General features: G+C 33.2%; 20 protein-coding genes. 14 read left to right on the forward strand and 6 right to left on the reverse strand.

The genetic code is table 11. The annotated features are described in order from the left end of the window. Nucleotides 1–25: 25 nt before the first annotated feature. The gene (locus tag M4I23_RS01025) at nt 26–412 is read right to left on the reverse strand and encodes a DUF423 domain-containing protein (protein WP_158846011.1); all 387 of its coding nucleotides are present in this window, start codon (nt 410–412) and stop codon (nt 26–28) included. A 99-nt stretch (nt 413–511) separates the two neighbouring features. Here M4I23_RS01025 and M4I23_RS01030 point away from each other — a divergent pair, with 99 nt between their 5' ends. Continuing rightward, entirely contained in the window at nt 512–1876 is a 1365-nt protein-coding gene (locus tag M4I23_RS01030; protein WP_158846013.1) for a saccharopine dehydrogenase family protein, read from the forward strand. A 22-nt stretch (nt 1877–1898) separates the two neighbouring features. On the opposite strand, the gene M4I23_RS01035 is transcribed toward M4I23_RS01030, so the two are convergent. After that, complete coding sequence (locus M4I23_RS01035) at nt 1899–2348, reverse strand: nucleoside deaminase (RefSeq protein ID WP_042497806.1); 450 nt, start codon at nt 2346–2348, stop codon at nt 1899–1901. A 114-nt stretch (nt 2349–2462) separates the two neighbouring features. Between M4I23_RS01035 and M4I23_RS01040 the strand changes: the two genes are divergently transcribed. From M4I23_RS01040 to M4I23_RS01060, 5 genes are all read left to right on the forward strand, one after another. Next, nucleotides 2463–3434 carry an energy transducer TonB gene (locus M4I23_RS01040; protein WP_249753138.1) on the forward strand — a complete coding sequence of 324 codons (972 nt, stop codon included), beginning with the start codon at nt 2463–2465 and terminating at the stop codon, nt 3432–3434. An 8-nt stretch (nt 3435–3442) separates the two neighbouring features. After that, nucleotides 3443–5215: a 1-deoxy-D-xylulose-5-phosphate synthase gene (gene dxs / locus M4I23_RS01045; RefSeq protein ID WP_249753139.1), complete on the forward strand. Its 1773-nt coding sequence runs from the start codon at nt 3443–3445 to the stop codon at nt 5213–5215. A gap of 590 nt (nt 5216–5805) precedes the next feature. Then, nucleotides 5806–7326, forward strand: a complete 1521-nt coding sequence (locus M4I23_RS01050) for a PAS domain-containing sensor histidine kinase (protein ID WP_249753140.1) — start codon at nt 5806–5808, stop codon at nt 7324–7326. A 121-nt stretch (nt 7327–7447) separates the two neighbouring features. Further along, nucleotides 7448–8227, forward strand: coding sequence for a HipA family kinase (locus M4I23_RS01055; protein ID WP_249753141.1), 780 nt, complete (start codon nt 7448–7450; stop codon nt 8225–8227). Continuing rightward, nucleotides 8217–8600, forward strand: a complete 384-nt coding sequence (locus M4I23_RS01060) for a DUF3037 domain-containing protein (protein ID WP_249753142.1) — start codon at nt 8217–8219, stop codon at nt 8598–8600. Before M4I23_RS01055 ends, M4I23_RS01060 begins: the two co-directional genes overlap by 11 nt. A gap of 158 nt (nt 8601–8758) precedes the next feature. On the opposite strand, the gene mgtE is transcribed toward M4I23_RS01060, so the two are convergent. Next, on the reverse strand, nt 8759–10132 hold the full coding sequence (mgtE, locus tag M4I23_RS01065; protein ID WP_158846024.1) for a magnesium transporter: 1374 nt from the start codon (nt 10130–10132) through the stop codon (nt 8759–8761). A gap of 20 nt (nt 10133–10152) precedes the next feature. Then, the gene (rsmA, locus tag M4I23_RS01070; protein WP_158846026.1) at nt 10153–10947 is read right to left on the reverse strand and encodes a 16S rRNA (adenine(1518)-N(6)/adenine(1519)-N(6))-dimethyltransferase RsmA; all 795 of its coding nucleotides are present in this window, start codon (nt 10945–10947) and stop codon (nt 10153–10155) included. Between the two features lie 147 nt (nt 10948–11094). On the opposite strand from rsmA, the gene M4I23_RS01075 reads away from it, so the two are divergent. The 4 genes from M4I23_RS01075 (at nt 11095) to M4I23_RS01090 (ending at nt 13349) form a co-directional block, all read left to right on the forward strand. Further along, a complete protein-coding gene (locus tag M4I23_RS01075; protein WP_249753143.1) occupies nt 11095–11937 on the forward strand; it encodes an AraC family transcriptional regulator in 843 nt (280 codons plus the stop codon). Between the two features lie 91 nt (nt 11938–12028). Next, nucleotides 12029–12184 carry a hypothetical protein gene (locus M4I23_RS01080; RefSeq protein WP_158846030.1) on the forward strand — a complete coding sequence of 52 codons (156 nt, stop codon included), beginning with the start codon at nt 12029–12031 and terminating at the stop codon, nt 12182–12184. A gap of 134 nt (nt 12185–12318) precedes the next feature. Further along, entirely contained in the window at nt 12319–12873 is a 555-nt protein-coding gene (locus M4I23_RS01085; protein ID WP_158846032.1) for a carboxymuconolactone decarboxylase family protein, read from the forward strand. Between the two features lie 101 nt (nt 12874–12974). After that, entirely contained in the window at nt 12975–13349 is a 375-nt protein-coding gene (locus tag M4I23_RS01090; RefSeq protein WP_158846034.1) for a cupredoxin domain-containing protein, read from the forward strand. Nucleotides 13350–13507: 158 nt separating this feature from the next. Here M4I23_RS01090 and M4I23_RS01095 read toward each other — a convergent pair whose 3' ends face one another. Further along, the gene (locus M4I23_RS01095) at nt 13508–14830 is read right to left on the reverse strand and encodes an aspartate kinase (RefSeq protein ID WP_249753144.1); all 1323 of its coding nucleotides are present in this window, start codon (nt 14828–14830) and stop codon (nt 13508–13510) included. A 113-nt stretch (nt 14831–14943) separates the two neighbouring features. Between M4I23_RS01095 and M4I23_RS01100 the strand changes: the two genes are divergently transcribed. Genes M4I23_RS01100 through M4I23_RS01110 form a run of 3 tightly spaced genes read left to right on the forward strand, consistent with a single transcriptional unit; the run spans nt 14944 to nt 16744 of the window. Further along, nucleotides 14944–15600, forward strand: a complete 657-nt coding sequence (locus M4I23_RS01100; protein ID WP_158846038.1) for a hypothetical protein — start codon at nt 14944–14946, stop codon at nt 15598–15600. Between the two features lie 49 nt (nt 15601–15649). After that, nucleotides 15650–16429 carry an alpha/beta fold hydrolase gene (locus tag M4I23_RS01105; protein ID WP_249753145.1) on the forward strand — a complete coding sequence of 260 codons (780 nt, stop codon included), beginning with the start codon at nt 15650–15652 and terminating at the stop codon, nt 16427–16429. Between the two features lie 57 nt (nt 16430–16486). Beyond that, nucleotides 16487–16744, forward strand: a complete 258-nt coding sequence (locus tag M4I23_RS01110; protein ID WP_158846041.1) for a hypothetical protein — start codon at nt 16487–16489, stop codon at nt 16742–16744. A gap of 140 nt (nt 16745–16884) precedes the next feature. Here the strand turns inward: M4I23_RS01110 and thiL are convergent, their stop codons facing one another. After that, nucleotides 16885–17928: a thiamine-phosphate kinase gene (gene thiL, locus M4I23_RS01115; RefSeq protein WP_249753591.1), complete on the reverse strand. Its 1044-nt coding sequence runs from the start codon at nt 17926–17928 to the stop codon at nt 16885–16887. A 747-nt stretch (nt 17929–18675) separates the two neighbouring features. Between thiL and M4I23_RS01120 the strand changes: the two genes are divergently transcribed. Beyond that, nucleotides 18676–19005 (forward strand): iron-sulfur cluster assembly accessory protein, encoded by a 330-nt coding sequence (locus M4I23_RS01120; RefSeq protein WP_158846052.1) that lies wholly within the window; start codon nt 18676–18678, stop codon nt 19003–19005. Nucleotides 19006–19008 lie beyond the last annotated feature (3 nt).

Genomic DNA, 19008 nt, shown 5'->3' on the forward strand with positions numbered 1-19008 from the left:
AATTTTCTTTAAATTAAATTCAAAATTAGTTTTGTTTTTTTAAGAAATCAATAAACAAGAGCACCCAAGCCACTATTAAAAGTAGCCCACCAATTGGTGTAATTACACCAATAGTTTTAAAATCGAAACTGGTTAATACATTAGTTGATAAGCCATATATTGACCCCGAAAAAAAGAGCAACCCAACAACTACTAAATAAAATATTTTGGTTTTAGATCTTACAGAAACATAAGTCGTACTTCCAACAAATAAAAGAAACAAAGCATGATACATTTGGTAACGCACACCCGTTTCAAAAGTTTGTACAGATTCTGGAGAAATTAAAGCCTTTAAACCATGTGCACCAAAAGCCCCTAAAATAATACTTGTAACACCTAAAATGGCTGCTGTTAATAAAATAGTTCTGTTCATATCCTTATAAATCGTTTAAATATTCATTAAATTAGTGAAGTCGAAACCATGTTCTACTTACAATCGACCACTAAACAAAACTACTCAACTAAACTCAATATGCGAAAAATTTTAATCATTGGTTCAGGAAAATCCACTTCTTATCTTCTAAAATATTTATTAGAAAAATCTGAAGAGGAAAACTTATTTATCACCATAGGCGATTTACATATTGAACATGCTCAAAAACTAACAAGCGGACATAAAAATGTAAAAGTGATAAAGCTCGATGTTTTTGATGAAAGCTCAAGAAAAACAGCCATTCAAAATGCCGGCATTGTGATATCTATGCTTCCTGCACGCTTCCATATTGAAGTGGCGAAAGACTGCGTTTTCTATGGTAAACACATGGTAACAGCTTCTTACATAAGCCCGAAAATGCAAGACTTAAACCAAGAAGCTATAGAAAAAGGTGTGGTTTTAATGAATGAAATTGGTGTAGACCCCGGGATAGACCACATGAGCGCCATGCATGTTATTGATAAAATCAGGGACGATGGCGGGGAAATTATACTTTTTGAATCTTTTACAGGCGGACTTGTAGCACCAGAAAGTGATAACAACTTATGGAATTACAAATTTACCTGGAACCCAAGAAATGTAGTAACAGCAGGCCAAGGTGGTCCCGCAAAGTTTTTACAAGAAGGTACATATAAATACATTCCTTATAATCGATTATTTAGAAGAACTGAATTTTTAGATATAGAAAATTTTGGACGTTTTGAAGTTTATGCCAACCGAGACTCCTTAAAATACCAAACCATCTATGGCCTTCAAAATATAAAAACGCTTTACCGCGGTACTATGCGTCGCGTTGGGTTTAGTAAAGCATGGCACATATTTGTAACGCTAGGCATGACCGATGACAGCTATACTATAGATGATAGTGAAAACATGAGTTATCGTGATTTTGTAAACGCCTTTTTACCATACAGTCCAACAGATTCCGTAGAACTTAAACTGCGCTATCAACTAAAAATTGATCAAGACGATATTGTTTGGAACAAACTTATTGAACTCGATATTTTTAACCCAAACAAAAAGGTTGACCTAAAAAAAGCAACACCCGCACAAATACTTCAAAAAATACTTATGGACAGCTGGACACTATCTCAAAAGGATAAAGACATGATTGTTATGTATCATAAATTTGGTTATGAAAAAGCTGGAAAAAACTATCAAATAGAATCTAACATGGTTACTATTGGCCAAGATCAAACCTATACCGCCATGGCAAAAACAGTTGGCCTACCAGTTGCTATTGCCACAATTGCTATTTTGAATAAGGCTATTACAACACCCGGAGTACAATTGCCTATTAATAAAGAAGTTTACACTCCAATTTTAAAAGAGTTACAAAATTTCGGAATTACCTTTAAAGAAAAACAAGTACCATATTTAGGCTACAATCCTTTAAACCATTAAACTTTTCAAGTATATAAAATGCTTAGTTTAAGTTTCTTCTTTCTATAAAAAACTGTTTCATAAGCGCCGAAGCTTCTTCTGCTAAAACACCTCCTTTTATAGTTGTTTTGGGGTGAAGCTTAGTGTTTAAGTTAATACAACCACGCTCCATATCTCGAGCACCATACACAATATTAGAAATCTGACTCCAATACAAAGCACCGCCACACATTTGGCAAGGCTCTAGCGTAACATACAAAGTACACTTTTGTAAATACTTACCTCCTAAAAAATTTGCAGCTGCAGTAATGGCCTGCATTTCCGCATGCGCTGTAACATCGTTCAGAGTCTCAGTTAAATTATGTCCGCGAGCAATAATTTTATTATCAATAACAATTACAGCTCCAACAGGAATTTCACCACTTTTATAAGCAGCCTCAGCTTCCTGAAGTGCTTTTTTCATAAAATATGTATCATCAAAAGGTTGTATCATAAAAGCAAAAATACAATTTGAAATCATTTATTTAAGCTTCGGCAAGAAAATTGATAACAATAATTAACACACAAAGTTCATCTAGATTTATTAAAATTCAAAATCTGTTTTAATATGAAAAAATTCTACTCCATTTCTATCCCTAAACCTTGCCATGAGAATTGGAACACCATGATTCCTGAAGAAAAAGGTCGATTTTGCAACTCTTGCTCTAAAACCGTTATCGATTTTACTAAAATGGATACTATGGAAATTCAGGATTTTATTGATCAAAACAAAGAGAATAATATCTGCGGGCATTTTAAACAAACACAACTAGATAGTATTAATCTGCATATTCCATCACATGTTTTAACACAAAGACAAAGCTTTAACCACATATTTTTATGGACGCTATTCATTGTTATGGGAACCACTTTAATGAATTGTACCAATAAAAACGGTGCCAAACAAAAAATTGACAGTATTGAAATTGTAGACTCTATATCCAGTAAAACTATCAATATTTTAGAAGCGTTACCAAAAACAACTAAAAAAGATAGCGTCGCAAAAAAATCATGCAGTACTATTTCAAAAGAAATAAAAATTACAGATGGATTAATAATTACTGACACTCTTGGCGAGCCAACAATATTAGAAACTCCACCACCGGTATTAGAACCGATAATTATTCCAGATATAAAAGTAATAGAGCCTATTATCATGGGTGATCTTATAACAGAAGCTCCAATAACAATCGGTTTTCTTACAATAGAATCTCCACCAGAATTCGAAAACACACCAAAAAGCCTCACAATTAAAGAAAAAAGAGACTATTTTTCTGAGCGCATCTCAAAAATAGTTACTAAAAATTTCGACACTTCAATTTGCCTAGAATTAACAGGTAAACAAAAAGTTTTTGTCCAATTTATAATAAACGAACACGGTAAGGTCGCTAACATTAAAACAAGAGCACCGCACCCTAACTTAGAGAAAGAAGCAGAAAGGGTTATTAATCTTTTACCACAATTTACTCCAGCAAAGCAAGCAAATAAGCCTACAAGTATAGTTTACTACTTACCAATTGTTTTCACTGTAGAAGAATAATAAAAATCATGTACTTTTGCCACGTGAAAAGCAAACTTTTAAACCACATAAACTCCCCCAAAGAACTTCGTCTTTTAAACCAAAAAGACTTACCTCAACTTGCTCGAGAATTACGTGAGTTTATTATTGATATTGTTGCAACCAAAGAAGGACATCTAGGTGCGAGCTTAGGCGTAGTTGAATTGACTATTGCATTACACTATGTTTTTAACACACCAGACGATCAACTTATTTGGGATGTTGGCCACCAAGCGTACGGTCATAAAATATTAACCGAACGTCGTGAAAACTTCCACACCAACAGACAGTTAAATGGCATTAGCGGTTTTCCAAAACGCAGCGAAAGTGTTTACGATACTTTTGGAGTTGGGCATGCTTCTACATCTATTTCGGCCGCTTTAGGCATGGCAATTGCCTCAAAACTAAATGGCGATTTTAAAAAACAACATATTGCCGTAATTGGAGACGCAAGTATTGCGGGCGGCATGGCATTCGAAGGATTGAATCACGCTGGTGTTACCGATGCTAATTTACTGGTTATTTTAAATGACAACGCTATTGGAATCGACCCAAGCGTCGGCGCCCTAAAGCAATACTTAACCAATGTTAAAAAAGGTACTCAAAAACAAGATAATATTTTTGAAGCTTTAAACTTTAACTACTCCGGACCTATAGACGGACACAATTTACCAAAGCTAATTGCAGAGTTAGAACGTTTAAAAACCGTTAAAGGCCCTAAGTTTTTACACGTAATAACAACTAAAGGCAAAGGCTTAAAACAAGCTGAAGAAGACCAAGTAAAATACCACGCACCAGGAAAATTTAATGCCAAAACTGGCGATTTAAATATAAAAACACCCATCGTTGAGCCTCCAAAATATCAAGATGTTTTTGGACACACTATTGTAGAATTAGCTAAAACAAACAAAAATATAGTAGGCATTACACCTGCCATGCCAACAGGAAGTTCATTAAAATACATGATGAACGAAATGCCCGACCGTGCTTTCGATGTCGGTATTGCCGAACAACATGCTGTTACCTTAGCCGCCGGTATGGCAACACAAGGCTTAGTGGTATTCTGTAATATTTACTCAACGTTTTTACAACGCGCTTACGATCAAATAATTCACGATGTAGCCATACAAAAACTACCTGTTATTTTCTGTCTAGATCGATCTGGTTTGGTTGGTGAAGATGGCGCTACACATCATGGTGTTTTCGATTTATCATATTTAAGATGCATTCCTAATTTAATAATTTTTGCACCAAGAAATGAAATCGAATTACGCAACATCATGTACACCGCACAATTAGGTTTAGAGTTTCCTATTGCCATAAGGTACCCGCGAGGGCGAGGTGTAACTATAGATTGGAAACAACCATTTTCTAAAATTGAAATTGGTAAGGCCACACAATTAAAAAAAGGAAAAAACTTAGCGGTTTTAAGTATTGGTAGTATTTCAAAAAATGTAAGTGAAGCGATTGAAGACCTCGATGTTTCTCATTTTGACATGCGTTTTGTAAAACCTTTAGATGCTAAATTACTACACAGTATCTTTAAAGAAAATGCAACAATTATTACTATTGAAGACAACTCAATTACTGGTGGTTTTGGATCTACTATTTTAGAGTTTGCTGCGCAACACAACTACAAAAACACCATTAAAATTCTAGGTGTTCCTGATCAATTTATGGATCACGGTAAAGTTGATGAATTATTCAAATTAATCAACTTAGATGTTGATGGATTAAAGCAATACTTCAATCAATTCACTTAATATTCCCTTCCTATTTTATACATATTGATACCTATCAATTAAAAAATGAACTGTTTCGATTTCTAGAAGATTAGTGATCTTAAAAAAATCTATTTTTTTAAACCTATCACATTAAACATCATGTAAACTGGATAAAAAGCACTAATAAACAAAGAATTACCTAAACACTACCTTACAAAAAAAAGTTTTGTACATTTACATTAGACCTAAATATTGCCTTACAAAATCAATAAAATATAGAAAAACTTAAGAACCTTTGCCTTTTACATTAAATATATCATGAAAGCCTAGCATAATAACTAGATGGTATTTAAATTATAATTTACATTAAATGAGACACCCGCATGTTTCCAATTGATATTCGAACCCTTTATTTATGCTTCACTCTAATTAATATTATTAATATAGTGTTGATTAGTTCCTTACATTTTCAGGTAAAAAAGAGGTTCTCTGGCACTTTTATAATACTCATAAGCTTCTACTTTAGTGCCATAGGAAATGTTTTAATATTTTTTCGTGGTTTTGTTCCCGATTGGGCTTCTATACCTTTAGGCAACGTTCTACTTATTTCGTCGCTAATTGCATTATTAATGGGCTTAGAACAATTTATTGATAAAAAAGGAAGCCATATTCACAACTACATTCTAACCGCTATTTTTCTTCTTGTACATTCTTATTACACCTTTATTGAGCCTAATTTAAATGCTAGAAATATAAATATTGCCCTAGCCTATGTTATTATTAGTTATCAAATTGCTTTTTTAGTGTTTAAAAAAACACCAAAACCTATGCGCAGAATAACGCGCTCTATTGGGTATCTTTTTTGTGCTGTTTTTATTATACAATGCATTCACATTATTTACAACTTACAAAAAAAAGAAGCTATATCAGATTATTTTAAATCTACATCTATAGAATCCCTATTTCTTTTATCTTGGATTATTATTACCATTCTTATGCCATATATTATAACCTTAATGTATAATAAGCGCTTAGTTATAAATATAAACAAACAAGAAGAAAAGTTCTCCAAAGCCTTCCATGCCGCTCCCTTTGTTATTACGTTATCAAAATTTAGCGATGGTAAAATTTTTGAAGTAAATAAAAGTGTAGAAACCATTTCGGACTACAAAACAGAAGATTTAATAGGCATGAATTCTGCCGAACTAAATTTATGGGGACAGAAGAGTGATCGTCAAAAATTCTTATCAAGCTTAAGCTCTAAAGGTTTTGTTAAAGAAAACGAATATATATTTCGAAAAAAATCTGGAGAGCTGTTCCCTGGATTAATGACAGCACAAGTGATTAACATTAATAATGAAGATTGTATTATTTCCGTAATAAATGATATTAGTAATAGAAAAAAAGCAGAGTTAAATCTAAGAAATAGTGAAGCCACTTTAAGAGAATTAAACTCCACAAAAGATAAGTTTTTCTCGATAATTGCACACGATTTGCGAACACCTTTTAATGGTATTATAGGCTTTAGTCAAATATTAAGCGACCAAATTAAAGAGAAAAACTACGAAGATATTGATGAGTATGCCGAAATTATCCAAACCTCATCAGAGCACGCCATGGCTTTACTATCCAACCTCATGGAGTGGTCGAGATCTCAATCTGGACAAATGAAATTTAACCCAGAGTATATCGATTTAATCACTTTGATACAAAAGACCTTAGAATTACTAAAAACCTCTTCGGAACAAAAACAAATAAGCATTAACCTTGACGCACCCACTAACATTATTGTGTATGCCGATAAAAAGATGATAGAAACAATACTACGAAACCTTATCTCTAACGCCATAAAGTTTACTCCTCAAAATGGAGTTATTAGCATAAATGCTGAAGAAAACGAAACCGAGCACCTCATATCTATAATAGATAGTGGTGTTGGTATTGCGAATGCTAACCTTGAAAAACTTTTTCAAATAGATAGATCGCACTCAACCTCTGGTACAAACGATGAAAGTGGAACAGGACTAGGACTAATACTATGTAAAGATTTTATTGATTACCATAAAGGAAAAATTTGGGCAGAAAGCGAAGTTGGCGTAGGCACCAACATGCAATTTTGCCTACCAAAAATAAATCCTTCAACGAATTAAGGATCGGTAAATATCATGCTTACAAACTTATATAAGTTATAATAAATCACTCTTATATTTCAAGAAAATAATAGAAGTCTATTATCGTTTTACAAATTACATTTTTAGTATTTTAGTCTTTATGAATAAAATTGATATTCGCACTGTAGATGTTACACAATATGTGCATCCGTTAAGAGAAGGAGGCTCACTCCCGGCCATAGTTAAAGCCGATGATGGTTTTCTATATGTATTAAAATTTAGAGGTGCCGGACAAGGCAAAAAAGCATTAATTGCTGAGTTTATTGGCGGAGAAATGGCACGCGCCATTGGTTTAAAGGTTCCTGAATTGGTCTTTATGAATTTAGACGACTCGTTTAGTAAAACCGAACCAGATGAAGAAATTCAAGACTTACTTAAATTTAGTGTAGGGTTGAATTTAGGCTTACATTTTTTATCAAGCGCGATTACTTACGACCCGTTGGTTAGCACAACAGACAGCTTAACAGCATCTAAAGTGGTGCTTTTAGACAGTATTATTAGTAATATTGACAGAACCGCAAAGAACACCAATTTATTACAATGGAATAAAGAACTTTGGGTGATAGATAATGGCGCTAGTTTTTATTTTCATCACGACTGGAAAAATTGGGAGAACCATTTAACAAGAACATTTCCGTTAATAAAAGACCATGTACTTTTACAAAAAGCCACACGTTTAAAAGAAGCTTCGATAGAAATTAAAGACCTGCTAAGTGACGTTAAAATTGCAGAAATAATATCTAATATACCAGAAGATTGGCTTATAAGCGAATCGGACACTATGAGTAGTGATGACATGAGAGCAGCTTATATTGAGTTTATAAATTCGAGATATTCTAAGATTGATTTACTAGTTAAAGAAGCTGAAGATGCAAGATAAATATACATTTGAGTACGCCGTTATTAGAATTGTACCTAAGGTAGAACGCGAAGAATTTTTTAATGTTGGAGTTATTCTTTTTTCGAAGCGTAAAAAATTTCTTGGTATAAAATATTATATAAACCCACATAAACTAAAAGTGTTTTCTCCGGAAGTAGAATTGGAGTTATTTAATGATTATTTAAAAGCTTGGGAACTGGTTTGCGCCGGAAACCCAAATGGAGGTAGAATAGAAAGGATGGAACTATCGGATAGGTTTAGATGGTTAACAGCTTGCAGAAGCACCATTATACAAAGCTCTAAAACACATTCTGGATTGTGCGATAATCCTGAAAAAATGCTAGAAGATATTTTTAATAGCCATGTGCTATAAATAAGCAAACTCACAAAAATTCATTGAGAAAAACTAACCTTAGCTAATGAGCGCGTTAGGGATTGAACGGCCTGTTTGAAATCCTTTTTGTTTTTGCGAAAAAACAAAAAGATTGAGTAGTAAAAGCCCGACCCTTTTCGGGTAACGCCCAAAAAAAATTAAAATCCTAGTATAGCTTTCGCTATAAGGAAATAGATAAGTATTCCAAAAATATCATTACTTGTAGTGATAAACGGCCCTGTGGCAATAGCAGGATCAACACCACGTTTATCTAAAATAATAGGCACAAACGTACCGATTAATGCAGCCATAATGATAACGGTAATTAGTGCGATACCAATAGTCATAGACACAAGATACGAGGTTTTAAAGCCAAAGTGACTGATAAGCAAAACGATGAGCGCAATGGCAACACCATTTACTAAACCAAGCGAAAATTCTTTAAGTAAACGTTTTAACAATTTACCCTTTATAGTATTGTTTGCTAGACCTTGAACTACAATAGCTGAAGATTGTACGCCAACGTTTCCGGCAGTTGCCTGGATAAGCGGAATGAATAGCAGTAACTCTGTATATTTAAGCATCGCTCCCGTAAAACCACTAATAATACTTGCGGCTCCAAGCCCTCCAAACATACCAATAAGTAACCACGGTAGGCGGGCTTTGGTGAGTTCCCAAATACTATCATCGGCTTCTACATCTTGCGAGATACCGGCAGCTAATTGGTAATCTTTTTCAGCTTCTTCTTTTATGATATCTACAATATCATCGATGGTAATACGGCCTAAAAGAATTTGTTTTCCATCGACTACAGGAATAGCTTCTAAATCGTATTTAACCATAACTTGAGCGACAACTTCAACGCTATCGTGCACATTTACAGAATCGACACTTGAGATATAAATATCAGCAATTTTTTGTTCGTTTTTAGCAACAATAAGATCTTTTAATGATAGACGACCTACGAGTTTGCCTTGTTTATTTACAACATAAACGGAGTGTACACGAGTAACCTCTTCGGCTTGGCCACGAATACGACGTAAACAACCGGCAACCGTCCAGGTATCATAAACTTTCACAAGCTCTTTTGCCATGAGTCCACCTGCGGTATCTTCATCATAGGCTAAAAGTTCAGTAATTTCAGCTCTATGTTCTTCATCTATTATTTGAGCAATAACTTCTTGCTGGCGTTCTTCTGGGAGTTCGGCAATAATATCGGCAGCATCATCGGTGTCAAGCTCCTCAATTTCATCGGCGATTTCTTTGGCTGAAAGATTTTTTAATACTTTTTCTCGATTATCTTCATCGAGTTCCATTAAAATATCTGCCGTAGTTTCAGAATCGAGCAGTTTTATAACATACATCGCCTCTTCTAGATTTAATTCATCTAAAATTTCGGCAATATCAGCGTGGTGAAACTCGTCTAAAAGTTCCTTAAGTTCATTTTCGGCTTTAGCCTCAATGAGTTGCTCTACTTGCTCAATGAGCGCCTTGGTTAATTCGAATTGTATGTTTTCCGTTTCTTCAGACAAATGAAAAAATTTAAAAGGTTCTACTTGTCGTTTTCTAACAATTGCGTAAGCTCCAAAAACGAGGCTACACTTAATTGTTCGGGACGTTGGCCAAAGATACTATTTGCTTTTAAATTATCGGACAAATCGAATGTTTTTAAACTGTTACGAAGTGTTTTTCTACGTTGCTGAAAAGCTGTTTTTACCACTTTAAAAAACATTTTTTCGTCGCATGGCAATGAATAATCTTCTTTACGGATAAGCCTTAACACTCCAGATTCTACTTTTGGAGGCGGATTAAACACATGTGGAGGCACAGTAAACAAATATTCGGCATGATAAAAAGCTTGCACCAAAACAGAAAGAATACCGTAAACTTTAGAGCCTTCTTTAGAACAAATACGCGCAGCGACTTCTTTTTGAAACATACCTGAAAACTCAGGGATTTGATCTCGCATTTCTAAAGTTTTAAACACAATTTGTGTTGAAATATTATATGGAAAGTTCCCAATGATTGCAAAGGGTTCGCCGTTTAAAGATTCATTTAAATCGTATTTTAAAAAATCTTTTTCTATAATTCTAGGCGCCAAATTTAAGTAATTAGCCTGTAAATATTCTACCGATTCGGTATCAATTTCTACAACGTAAGTGGTTACCGGTTTTTTAAGTAAATACTTGGTAAGCATGCCTGTACCCGGACCAATTTCTAGAATGGTTTTGTAATTATTTAGCGTTAAGGTATCGGCTATTCGTTCTGCAACGGACTCATCATTTAAAAAATGTTGACCCAGATGCTTTTTTGCTCTTACTTGATTATTATTTGGTTTATATGCCACGAAGTAGAATGTTTTAAGGAAATCACGAAGATATGAAACTTAAAAACAATACCCCTGCCATGCTACAAGTATTGTCTTTTTCCTTATAATATTGAATCGCAATGGTAGCAAGTGTAATGTTTCTAAAAATGATAAGACTAAACGTGTATGCAACAAACTTTTACAGAATTTTCGACTAATGCGATTTTAAAAATTGGTAATGAGTCTCTATTAAGCAGCTATAAAGAATCTACCCAAGCAGCACTGTATACTTTTATTATAACGCAAGATACTAAAGCCGAAATTGTTGTAGACAGCATACCTTACACCATTGAAGCCAGGAGCTTACTGGTATTAACACCTGTACAATACATTAAGTTTAGTAAAGGTGAAAATTTAGTAGTGTATCAATTTAATCAGGAGTTTTACTGCATTAAGGATCACGATCAAGAAGTAAGCTGTGCCGGATTATTGTTTTTTGGAAATGTCCATGTACCTTTAATTGGATTAAGTGAAGATGAGGCTCATAAATTCTCAATTCTTCATGAGGTTTTTAGAGATGAATTTGAAACTAAAGATAGTATACAAGCTGAAATGTTGCGCATGCTTATGGCCCGCTTTATTATAATAAGCACGCGTTTACTTAAAGCAAAAGAAGGTTTTGTAGAAACTACTAAAAACACCAAAATAGAATTATTACGTGAGTTTAATATATTGGTAGAAGCAGAATTTAAAAAAGAGCATAGCGTATCTTATTATGCAGATAAACTTTTTAAATCTCCAAAAACATTATCCAACACGTTTTCTAAACTTAATACAAGTCCGTTACAAATTATTCACGACCGTATTATTCTTGAAGCAAAACGCTTATTAATCTACACCGATAAAACGGCCAAGGAAATAGCATACGAAGTTGGCTTTGAAGACGCCTCTCATTTAAGTCGATTATTCAAAAAAAACACCTCTTTTTCTCCTTCAGACTTTAAAAAACAACTCAAAACTACGGTTTAGGGAAAAATTGACAACTCTTCGGGTAATCTATCCATTCTATAGCATCTGTTTACTCTTCATCTTTGCACTGTATAATTAAAACAACAAAGTCATGAAAACTAAAAACATATCCATTTTCAATTTAATTGAAATATTCAGAAGCAACAAGAAAGTAGTATTAAACACTATTAGTCCTAAAACACATTGCGAGCAAAATCATTTATACGATTTTTATTGCGATGCTGAAAAACCACACATTACCCAATAATTTATCCTAAAAAAAACAAAAGGGAAAAATTGACAATCTAAAAGGAAAAACCTACATGGTATAACCTTTAAAACCGTCGCACCTTTGTACCAAGAAATTAAAACATAAAAATTAACAATAAAAAATTTAAAAATATGAGCACATTTAATGTACTAACAAGAGAAGAAGTAAGTGAAAACAATCAAGCTATTTTTGATAACTTAAAAAAAGCCGTTGGTTTTGTACCAAATTTATACGCAGCATACGCATACAGTGATACTGCATTAGAAAACTATTTAGGTTTTGCCAATGCCAAAACTTCTTTATCTGCTAAAGAAAAAGAAGTTGTAAACTTAGCAGTAAGCGAAGTAAACAACTGTATTTATTGCCTATCTGCACATACTGCCATTAGTAAAATGAACGGTTTTACAGATAAACAAATTTTAGAATTAAGAGCGGGACATTCTTCTGTAAACGATAAATTTAATGCTTTAGCAGCACTAGCTAAAAACATTACAGAAAACCGTGGAAGAACAGATGCTGCAGTTCTAGAAAACTATTTTAATGCTGGTTACACAAAAGCAAATTTAATAGATACCATATCACTAGTTGGAGACAAAACAATATCTAACTATGTACATAGCACAACACAAGTACCTGTAGATTTTCCAGTAGCTCAACCACTTAAAGACGCCGAAGTTGTAGCATAAATAAAACTTCTAACTACAAGGTTTAAACACCTTGTAGTTTTTAAAACAAATAATTATTAATAAAGCTTCTCAAAAAACACGAAGCACAATCAAATTTAAAGATGAAAAAAGTAGTAGCAATTTTAGTATTAGCCTTAGCATTCGCATTTAATTCTAACGCACAAGATCAAGCAGTAAAAACAGTTTCTTTAGAACAAACTAAAGGAGAATTTACACAAAAGAATTTAACAATAAGCGAAGGTTCTTATATTTTTGAAATAGCAAACAACCACTCTGGAGTAGATGTTGGTTTTGTATTAATCCAAAAAGGAAAAGATGCATCTAACCCCGAAAACCACATAAAAACAGCTTACGTAACAAAGGTTGTTGCCGAAGGTGAAACAGAAAAATCTAACGTAACAACTTTAGAAAAAGGCGAGTACACTTATTTTTGTCCGCTTAACAAAACACCTCAGTATACATTAACTGTGGAGTAATTAATAGTGTTTTATTTGTAATTAAAGGCAGTCTGAAAATGACTGTCTTTTTTTGTATTAATGTTTGCGTAAAAAAACCAATAATAAATCAAAGAAAATCGTTTAAATATTTCTATCTAAACGACCTCTTATTGCTAAAAAACTAATATTATCTTGATCTAAAGAGTGACTAATTCAAATAAATAACTGTTTAGTTTTTGTAGCGTACTAATTTTATCGCTAGAGTCAATTAAAAGCGAAATATTGTTATTACTTCCACCGTAAGAAATCATTCTAATTTTTACATCTTGTAAAATTTGAAACAGCTTAAAAGTATCTTGATGATTAACAACCGAATGACCTACCAAACAAACAATACTTTGGTTTTTATCGACCTCAATCGATGCTATTTTCTTCAGATCAACTAAAATTTTATCTAAATTCTTATCATCATCAATAGTTAAAGATACGGCAACTTCAGAAGTTGTAATCATATCAATTGACGTTTTATAAGTCTCAAAAATTTCGAATACTTTTTTCAAAAAACCATAAGCCTGTAACATGTGAGCCGATTTAATTTTAATGGCCGTAATATTATCCTTTGCAGCGATGGCTTTAATTCCTGTTTCCGAAGTTTTACTAGAAATTAAAGTCCCATGAGCTTCTGGGTTCATAGTGTTTTTCAATCGTACCGGAATACAATCTTTTCGAACTGGAGTTACGGTTTGTGGATGTAAAATTTTAGCTCCAAAATAAGCTAACTCAGCAGCTTCATCGAAAGATAAATCGGAAATTGGATTTGTGTTTTCAACATATCTTGGGTCGTTATTATGCATCCCATCAATATCTGTCCAAATTTGAACCTCTTCTGCTTTTATTGCTGCACCAATAATAGTTGCAGTATAATCACTACCGCCACGTTGTAAGTTAGAAATCTCACCAGCTTCATCTAAACAAATAAATCCTTGAGTAATATAAATATTAGCAGGTTCAGCTTGATTTAAAACTATTTGAAAATTTTCTTTTATATAATTAATATCTGGCTCCTTAAAACTATCTATTTTCATAAAATCTAAAGCAGGAAGCAAAGCAGAACTCACGCCTTCTTGTTTTAAAAAACTATTAAACATATAGGTCGACATTAATTCACCTTGCGCAACAACTTGGTTTTCAACAGACTCTTCTGTCCATTTAGAAGTACACCCCAATAAAAAATTAAAAACACCAGAAACGTATGTTTTAGTTTTAGCATTTAACGCCTGGTCTTGCAATAAAACATCGATAACCTCATTATAAGTTTCGTGCAAAGCAGCCACCTTCTCTGCTGCTGCATCACTTCTGTGTTCTGTAATATCTTTTGCGATAGCTACTAATTGGTTTGTAGTTCCGGACATTGCCGAAAGCACTACTACCTTTTTAGTACCATCGTTAATAATACTTTTAACGTTAAGCATATTCTCAACCGATCCTACCGAAGTCCCACCAAATTTTAAAACTTTCATACGTCAATACTTTTATTTTGTTTATTTCTTCCGCGAAATTAAAACTCTTGAAACCATTAATAGCATTTTTTAAAAAATATGTTTATTTTTGCACAAATTGTTAAATAATTAACATGAAGACTGTATCTAACTGTGTAGAAGACATTTTAATTTCGCAGCCTTATTTAGAAGAAGCGCTATCGAGAAACATTATAAATTTTAGTGCATTAGCATTAGAACTTACCGAACCCATTAGCCAAATGCTAAAAAAAGAGGTGAAAGCTGGAGCAATCATGATGGCCTTACGCCGTTACAACCCTCCGATTACTTTAACAAATTCGGTTAAAATGAAACGCGTTATTCAAAACTTAGGAGATATCACCGTACGATCTAACTTAACAGATTTCACCGTTAAAAACTCAGGAACCCTTATTAACAACCACGCCAAGATTCTAGCACGTATTAATCAAGAATCGAAATTGTTTTACACCTTTACTAGAGGTATACATGAAAGTAACATTATTATTTCAAGTAGTTTAAACGATTTTATTAAAGACGCATTAAAACTTGAGTCTTTTATTGCTGTACAAGAAGGACTTTCTGCCATTAGCATTAATTTACCTCAAGACAACTCTAAAATCGCCGGACTTTATTATCATTTTTTTAAACGATTAGCTTGGGAAGGTATTGTTCTTTATGAAGTTATCTCGACCACAAACGAATTTACTATTTTAGTTGAAGATGAATATGTAGATCAAGCTTTCGCTGCCATAAAACGAGTGAAGTCTTAATTTTTAAATAATATAATGATAGAGTATCTTTGCCCAAGATATTGAAATCATGATTTTACAACATAAAGGCATCAACATATTTTATACCGATGAAGGTAAAGGCAGCGCAATTGTTTTACTTCACGGTTTTTTAGAAAACGTATCCATGTGGAACGGCATCACACCAACACTTTCTAAAAAAAACAGAGTAATTTGTATTGACTTATTAGGACACGGAAAAACAGATTGTTTAGGCTACGTGCATAGTATGGAACTTATGGCAGAAGTTGTAGATGCCGTTTTAAAACATTTAAAAATCCGTCGCTCTATATTTGTTGGTCATTCTATGGGTGGCTATGTAGCACTCGCTTTCGCGGAAGAGCATCCAGACGCTTTAAAAGGTTTATGCCTAATGAATTCTACAGCTAGTGCCGACACTCCAGAGAAAAAACTAAATAGGGACCGAGCCATTTTAGCAGTAAAACAAAATCATAAAAGTTTTATAAGAATGGCCATTGTTAATTTGTTCCGGCCAAAAAACCGTAAGCTATTTTCTGATAAAATAAAACAAATTAGAAAAGAAGCTCAACAAACACCACTTCAAGGTATTGTAGCCGCATTGGAAGGCATGAAAATTAGAAACGACCGCGAAGCTCTACTACACTTTACACCGTTCAAAAAAATGGTAATTGCCGGAAAAAAAGACCCTGTTTTACATTACGATTTACTAGTAGAACAAACCAAAAACACAGAGGCTAAACTAGTTACACTTCCAGACGGACACATGTCTCATATTGAAAATAAAGACGAACTACTAATAAATTTAATGCATTTCATCGAAAAAATATAGCTTTTTATCGTGTTTATTTCTTTTTTCATTATATTCACAGTGTAAAAATCAACCCCAATGGAAAACACACCTAACAAAACAGCACTTTTACCTAAAATTTATTGCAGTCTTTTTGGCCATAGTTATAAGGTTTCTAAAAAAGTAACTTACCACGTAAGCGAATATACTTGCTCGCATTGCAAAAAACAATTAACAACCAGTAGCAATGGCGCATTAGTTGAACTTACCCCAAAATTTAAAGAGATAAACACCATTTTAGCACGTATACATAACAGTAGAATAAAGCGTACTAGAAACAATAAAGCTCTTATTTAAAACCTACAACACCAAAAACATGTTCTATTATAAACTCCCTGCAAAATTGATACGTCCGCATCATAAAGAAGTACTGCATTTAATACAACTTATTGTTATGGATTACGCTAGAAAAAGCAGATAACTCAATATATTAAATATTAATCAAAATTTTTCCAGCCTTGTGCTATTAAAGGTATTCTAGAATTTGACCGTGTTACTAAATGAACACCTTCATTTTCATCTTTTATGTGTCCGATAATACTTAAATGCGGATTCGCTTTAATTTTAGTAAAATCGTCTTGAGAAATCGTAAAAAGCAATTCATAATCCTCACCTCCGTTTAATGCTACTGTTGTGCTATCAATATCAAATTCTTCACAAACAGTAATCACGGTAGGATCTAGTGGAATTTTTTCTTCATATAAATCACATCCAACTTTACTACTCTTACAGATATGTAAAATTTCTGAAGATAAACCATCACTAACATCAATCATAGCTGTCGGTTTAACATCTAAATCCTTCAATAATTTAGCAACATCTTTTCTTGCTTCAGGTTTTAATTGGCGCTCAACAATATAAGTATAAGCCTCCAAATCTGGCTGACTGTTTGGATTAACTTTATAAACCTCCTTCTCCCGTTCTAGAACTTGCAAGCCCATATAGGCAGCACCTAAATCACCTGTTACAACTAATAAATCGCCAGGTTTTGCCGTACTTCTAGACACTTCATCCCCTTTAGCAATTTGACCAATAGCAGTTACAGAAATTAACAAGCCTGTTGTAGACGATGTTGTATCTCCTCCAACCACATCAATATTATAAATTTTAGCAGCTGTTTCAATTCCAGCATACAACTCCTCAACAGCTTCCAAAGGAAAACGATTAGATACTGCAATAGATACCGTAATTTGAGTTGCCTCGGCGTTCATGGCATAAACATCGGATAAATTAACAATAACAGCCTTATATCCAAGGTGTTTTAAAGGCATATAACTTAAATCGAAATGTACATTTTCAACTAATAGATCCGTAGTAACAACCACGTTTTTATCTTCAAAATTCAAAACAGCAGCATCATCTCCAATACCTTTAATGGTGGATGTATGTGAAATTTCGAAATTTTTAGTTAAATGTTCAATAAGTGCAAATTCACCTAAGACACTTAAAGGTGTACGTTGTTGATTTTTATCTTCTATCATGATGCAAAAATAAGAAGCTAATTTCATTTTTAATAGAAAATTAGCAGCAAACCTAATAGAATTATAAATATTATCGAAAGCATCACATTAAAATTGAATAACTCTTTCTCTACTAGGCAATAACAAGATTAAGGACAAATACAGTTATATCATATTTCAAATGAACTTCACAAAACAGCATTTCATCGTCTAAAAAGCAACAACGGACTACTGAGCGGTGTGTTTCGTCGATTAATAGTATTATTTCATCGGTTATTTGGTCGATTTCCTTAACTTTGTAGTCCCATAAACTATTAACCTATGAATCGGAATTTACCTATAAATTTGTTTTGCTCTTCTTTTGGCCACAATTATTTTCTAATAGAACGAACAAGTTTCGAAATGCCCCAACTTATTTGCAAATCTTGTGGTACGCAATTTAATTACAATACCAACGGCGATATTATAAAAGCTAAAACCAATTACACCAATTTAGATGAGATTATAAGGATTCTACGTCCTAACTAGGCAATCAATCTTCTCTTTTAATCATTACTAAATTAAACTTGCATATTCCCCTGAATTAGATGAATTAAACAATAATTCTGCAATAAATTCATTGAAAGACTCAACTAATATGTAACCAAAAGCTACTTCATAAAGAAAACCTATCAAGCTATATGCTAATATAATGTTAGGTTCTATGGAAATCCATGACTTATATTGTATATTTGTCCTCTATTTAGAGCAAATCTAAATTCAAAATATATGATAAAAGTTTCTGAAACAGCTAAAAAGAAAGTTATCGAACTAATGACAGACGATGGCTATAATCCTACCGAAGATTTTGTTCGTGTTGGGGTAAAAAGTGGTGGTTGTTCCGGTCTATCTTACGATTTAAAGTTTGATAAAGAAAATCAAGAAGACGATAAAGTTTTTGTAGATAATGGTGTAAAAATTATTGTTGACAAAAAAAGTTTCTTGTATTTAATAGGGACTACCCTTGAATATTCAGGAGGATTAAACGGCACAGGCTTCGTTTTTAATAATCCTAACGCAAACCGTACTTGCGGTTGTGGCGAATCGTTTTCATTATAAAAA

The sequence above is a fragment of the Algibacter sp. L4_22 genome (assembly GCF_023473045.1).
Classification (GTDB): domain Bacteria; phylum Bacteroidota; class Bacteroidia; order Flavobacteriales; family Flavobacteriaceae; genus Algibacter.

Bases quoted from the DNA above. Each gene is read 5' to 3' on its own strand.
- M4I23_RS01025 (WP_158846011.1), bottom strand. From the start codon at position 412: ATGAACAGAACTATTTTATTAACAGCAGCCATTTTAGGTGTTACAAGT.
- M4I23_RS01030 (WP_158846013.1), top strand. From the start codon at position 512: ATGCGAAAAATTTTAATCATTGGTTCAGGAAAATCCACTTCTTATCTT.
- M4I23_RS01035 (WP_042497806.1), bottom strand. From the start codon at position 2,348: ATGATACAACCTTTTGATGATACATATTTTATGAAAAAAGCACTTCAG.
- M4I23_RS01040 (WP_249753138.1), top strand. From the start codon at position 2,463: ATGAAAAAATTCTACTCCATTTCTATCCCTAAACCTTGCCATGAGAAT.
- dxs (WP_249753139.1), top strand. From the start codon at position 3,443: ATGTACTTTTGCCACGTGAAAAGCAAACTTTTAAACCACATAAACTCC.
- M4I23_RS01050 (WP_249753140.1), top strand. From the start codon at position 5,806: ATGGGCTTAGAACAATTTATTGATAAAAAAGGAAGCCATATTCACAAC.
- M4I23_RS01055 (WP_249753141.1), top strand. From the start codon at position 7,448: ATGAATAAAATTGATATTCGCACTGTAGATGTTACACAATATGTGCAT.
- M4I23_RS01060 (WP_249753142.1), top strand. From the start codon at position 8,217: ATGCAAGATAAATATACATTTGAGTACGCCGTTATTAGAATTGTACCT.
- M4I23_RS01075 (WP_249753143.1), top strand. From the start codon at position 11,095: ATGCAACAAACTTTTACAGAATTTTCGACTAATGCGATTTTAAAAATT.
- M4I23_RS01080 (WP_158846030.1), top strand. From the start codon at position 12,029: ATGAAAACTAAAAACATATCCATTTTCAATTTAATTGAAATATTCAGA.
- M4I23_RS01085 (WP_158846032.1), top strand. From the start codon at position 12,319: ATGAGCACATTTAATGTACTAACAAGAGAAGAAGTAAGTGAAAACAAT.
- M4I23_RS01090 (WP_158846034.1), top strand. From the start codon at position 12,975: ATGAAAAAAGTAGTAGCAATTTTAGTATTAGCCTTAGCATTCGCATTT.
- M4I23_RS01095 (WP_249753144.1), bottom strand. From the start codon at position 14,830: ATGAAAGTTTTAAAATTTGGTGGGACTTCGGTAGGATCGGTTGAGAAT.
- M4I23_RS01100 (WP_158846038.1), top strand. From the start codon at position 14,944: ATGAAGACTGTATCTAACTGTGTAGAAGACATTTTAATTTCGCAGCCT.
- M4I23_RS01105 (WP_249753145.1), top strand. From the start codon at position 15,650: ATGATTTTACAACATAAAGGCATCAACATATTTTATACCGATGAAGGT.
- M4I23_RS01110 (WP_158846041.1), top strand. From the start codon at position 16,487: ATGGAAAACACACCTAACAAAACAGCACTTTTACCTAAAATTTATTGC.
- thiL (WP_249753591.1), bottom strand. From the start codon at position 17,928: ATGATAGAAGATAAAAATCAACAACGTACACCTTTAAGTGTCTTAGGT.
- M4I23_RS01120 (WP_158846052.1), top strand. From the start codon at position 18,676: ATGATAAAAGTTTCTGAAACAGCTAAAAAGAAAGTTATCGAACTAATG.